Here is a 3,965-nt window from a genome sequence, read left to right as displayed (position 1 = left end):
GCCACGTGCCGTCCTTCGTGAACGCGCCTGGGGGGATCAGCTCGAAGGTCTCGTCCGTCTTCGGGTGGTGATAGAGCATGACGCCCTCCAGGGGCGTATCCACGTCCCGCGCCCGCTCCACTTCTCCGCGGAGCCAGAGCTCCTCGAGCTTGAGCGCCAACACCTTGTACTCCTCGGGCTTGGGAGCATCGCCGGGGTAGAGCTGTTCGAAGAAGGAGCGCTCCTCGGGCTTCTCCACGCGTGCCCAGAGTCCCTTGAGGGGGAACTCGGGGGGGATGTAGCGGTAGACGATGCCCGTCTCCTTCTCCCGGTACCACTCTTCGGGCGTGGTGTAGGAGAACATCTTGCCCACGGGGATGCGCTCGATGCTGCCCTTCTCCAGCTCGGCTGCCAGCCGCTGCTGAAACTCCAGCACCTCGTCGAGCGCACCGAACTCTTTGCCGGAGTGCAGCTTGGAGAGGATGGAACGCTTGGGAAGCAATCCCACGTCTGCCTGCCTTTCCTAGAGGAACACGGCCTTGAGGAAGGTGCCTGTCACGGCGCCTCCCTTTTCAAGCACTGTCTTCGGCACGTCGATGAGGATCTGCGTCGCGCCCCCGGCATAGCCCGTGCCCTGGCCCGCGACGACGCCCTCGTACACCTTGGTCCCCGCCTTGAGGGTGAAGGAGCTGGACTGGGAGGCGGCGTTGCCCCACTCGGGGCGCAGCGCCATGCGGATCTTCCCCTCGAGCCCGAGGGGACGCGAGCCGCCCGTCACCCAGCGGCCCTGCGGGAAGGCCCCGCCGCCGTGGAGGCGCTCCACCTTCACGTCCTGGGTGAGCACCTTCTCCGTGTACTTGCCATCCTTGAAGGCCTTGGCGTCCGCCGGGGACAGTGGGCCTTTGTCACCCTGGTACGTCCTGCCCTCCTTGGCCACCGAGGGATCCAACACCTCCTGGAAGGACTTGCTCTGGCCGCTGCCGCCGGGCTTCTTCTCGATCTTGCTCCCCTTGAGCTTGATCTGCGAGCCGTCCACGGTGAGGTCCTTCGCCCAGATCTTCACCGTCCCGGACTTGTTGATGAGCAGCGCCAGCTCGTCGCCCACCACCACGGCGGCCTCGTCCGCCTTGAACTTCAGCTCCTTCGAGCCGAAGGCCGTCTCCTCCTTCACCTCGGTGAAGGTGTGCCGGCCAGACTCGTCCTTGCGATCCTGGCCGGCGCTCTGGCTCAGGTGGCCCTTCACCTCTTCCTCCACCTCGCCCAGCACGTCGCTGCTGCGGTTGCCGCCAATGGTCTCCGTGCGGTCAATGCCTACATCCTCGCTCTTCAACCCGGCGATCTGCTCCAGCCGGGCGCCACCCACCGCCTTGTTGAGGGCCAGTGCCACGTTCACCGAGTAGACCGCGCCGATGTTGAGCGCGGCGGCGGCGCCCACGTTGAACGCGACGGCCTCTTTGACGTTCAGGTTGTGGGCCATGGCCACGGTGATGCTCTGGTTGCCTTCCGCGTCCTCGGAGTGGCTCTCCTTGACGCGAGTGTCACGGTTGCCCGTCACCGTCAGCGTCTGGCTGCCCTCGATGGCGGAGGCATCCTCCAGCTTCACCGCGAGCGACTGGTTGCCGTGCACCTCGCGGGAGCGGTCCTTCTCCACCAGGAGCGTCTCGTTGCCGCGGACGATCTGTGTCTTGTCGTTGAGCGTCTCGAGGTTCTCGTCCTTCTGGGCGTGGACATAGACCTCCTCCTGGCCCGCGGCGTCCTCGATGCGCGCCTCGTTGAAGCCTCCGCCGCCCGGGCTGGAGTCCGTGCGCTGGGTACTCTTCGTCCTCTCGTCCGGCAAGGCCACCGGCGGTGGGTTGCTGCCGTTGTAGACGGCGCCCACCACCAGCGGCCGGTCCGGGTTGCCTTCCAGGAAGCGGACGACCACCTCCTGCCCCACGCGCGCGATGAAGCTGGCCCCCCAGCCCTCACCCGCCCAGGACTGCCCCACGCGTACCCAGCAAGAGCTCTGCTCGTTGCGTTGGCCCTCCCGATCCCAGTGGAACTGGATCTTGATGCGCCCGTGCGCCTCAGGCTGCGTCTCCTCGCCCGAGGGCCCCACCACGGTGGCTGTCTGGATGCCGGGGATGGAAGGACGGGGCGTGGTGCGCCGGGGCCGGTAGGGTACCTCCGACGGCAGGGTGAGGAACTCGTTGCGGTAGGAGCCCTCGAGCGCCTGCGCGTCCCCGGCGATCTCCTGTCGCTGCCCCTCGTGGCGCACGCGCACCAGGAGCAGATCCCCGTTCAGCGCATCGTCGGGGTGCTCCGCCAGCGAGAACGTGGCGCCCGGCAGCATGCGGTGGCAGGTCCCCGCGCACGCCAGCGTCTTCACGCCGAAGCGCAGCTCCTCCAGGCGCACCTTGCTCAGCCGCTTGCCCTCGCCAGACTGCACGTAGTCACCCGGGTAGTCGTAGATCTCCAGGCCCTGGACCTCCTGGTTCTCCTGGGCCTGGGTGGTGAGGTTCAGCGTGGGACGCTCGAAGTCGAAGTCTCGCAGCGCCACCTTGCCGGGGAGCAGCCGATGCGCGCGGACCACCCGGGTGATGTGCTCGCCCACCGTGGCGGCCTGCCCCGTCTCCGCGCGGAAGAGCAGGGTGGACTCCCCGGCGAGCGGCTCGTGCGCGCTGGCGGCGTCTCCCAGCACCATCACGTGCGAGTCCGGGCCGTGCTCGAAGAAGAAGAAGATGCCCTCGGACTCGAGCAGCCGCAGCACGAAGTCCAGATCGGTCTCGCGGTACTGCACGCAGTACTCGCGCTTGGGGTAGCTGTCAGAGAGCGCCAGGCGGTGATCCACGTGCCCGGCCTTCAGCACCTTGGCCACGATGTCGGGAACCGAGAGGTGCTGGAAGATGCGGCTGCGCCGGACATGGCGCAGCTGCCGCAGGTTGGGCGCGATCCGGATGCGGTACTCGGGCCGACCGTGGCGCAGGCCGAGATCCACCACCTCCTCCACCCAGCCGTGGACGAAGCGCTCGGAGCCCTCCGGATCTCTGACCGAGAGGGCGGCCTGTGTCCCGAGCAGCTCGTGCGTGTCCAGCGGCTCCAGGGCGCTCGGGAAGAACTCGACCTGGAAGTCGAAGAGCTCGGAGAGCGCCTCCTCGCCGCTCAGGCGGGTGACGGAGAGGTCCGCTGCCGCGAAGGGGCCTGCTTGGAGTTCGAAGACGAGCCGGTGGTCACGAGCCACATCATCCCCATGTGCAGAAGCCCGCTTCAGAGTGGCGGAGCGCTTGGCATACTACACCTGGGTCAGAACTGCGCCCAGCCGGGAACGCGAGGGTAGGGAATGGCGTCGCGGATGTTCTGGAGCCCGCAGATGTAGACGATGAGGCGCTCGAACCCGAGCCCGAAGCCCGCGTGCGGCACGGTGCCGTAGCGCCGCAGATCCCGGTACCACTGATAGTGCTCGGGCTTGAGGCCGAACTTCTCCATGCGCTTGTCCAGCACGTCCAGGCGCTCCTCGCGCTGGCTGCCGCCGATGATCTCGCCAATGCCCGGCGCCAGCACGTCCATGGCCGCCACCGTCTGCCCGTCCTCGTTGATGCGCATGTAGAAGGCCTTGATCTTCTCCGGGTAGTTCATCACCACCACGGGCCGGCCCACGTGCTCCTCGGTGAGGTAGCGCTCGTGCTCGGTCTGCAAGTCATTGCCCCACTCGGGCGCGTAGTCCCACTTCTTCTTGGCCTTCTTCAGGATCTCGATGGCCTCGGTGTAGGAGATGCGCTCGAAGCTGGAGTTGATGAACTTCTCCAGGCGCTCCGTCACCCCCTTCTGCACCCGCTCCTCGAAGAACTTCATGTCCGGGCCGCACTCGGCGAGCACCGCCTTGAAGACATACTTGAGGAACCGCTCCGCCAGATCCGCGTCGTCGTTCAGGTTGGCGAAGGCGATCTCCGGCTCGATCATCCAGAACTCGGCCAGGTGGCGCGTGGTGTTCGAGTTCTCCGCGCGGA

At 67.0% G+C, this 3,965-nt stretch carries 3 protein-coding genes; all 3 read right to left on the bottom strand.

Annotated features, from left to right (window positions below; genetic code table 11):
* The coding region (locus VD972_RS20885) for a hypothetical protein (RefSeq protein WP_324989664.1) at positions 1 to 487 on the bottom strand (487 nt) is incomplete at its 3' end.
* Positions 488 to 502: 15 nt separating this feature from the next.
* On the bottom strand, positions 503 to 3,199 hold the full coding sequence (locus tag VD972_RS20880) for a type VI secretion system Vgr family protein (protein ID WP_324989662.1): 2,697 nt from the start codon (positions 3,197 to 3,199) through the stop codon (positions 503 to 505).
* A 62-nt stretch (positions 3,200 to 3,261) separates the two neighbouring features.
* Positions 3,262 to 3,965 (bottom strand): asparagine--tRNA ligase (asnS, locus tag VD972_RS20875; RefSeq protein WP_324989660.1); only part of this gene is annotated, 704 nt, incomplete at its 5' end.

Source organism: Hyalangium sp. (assembly GCF_035629615.1).
Taxonomy (GTDB): domain Bacteria; phylum Myxococcota; class Myxococcia; order Myxococcales; family Myxococcaceae; genus Hyalangium.
This window is presented reverse-complemented; position numbering and strand designations above follow the sequence as displayed.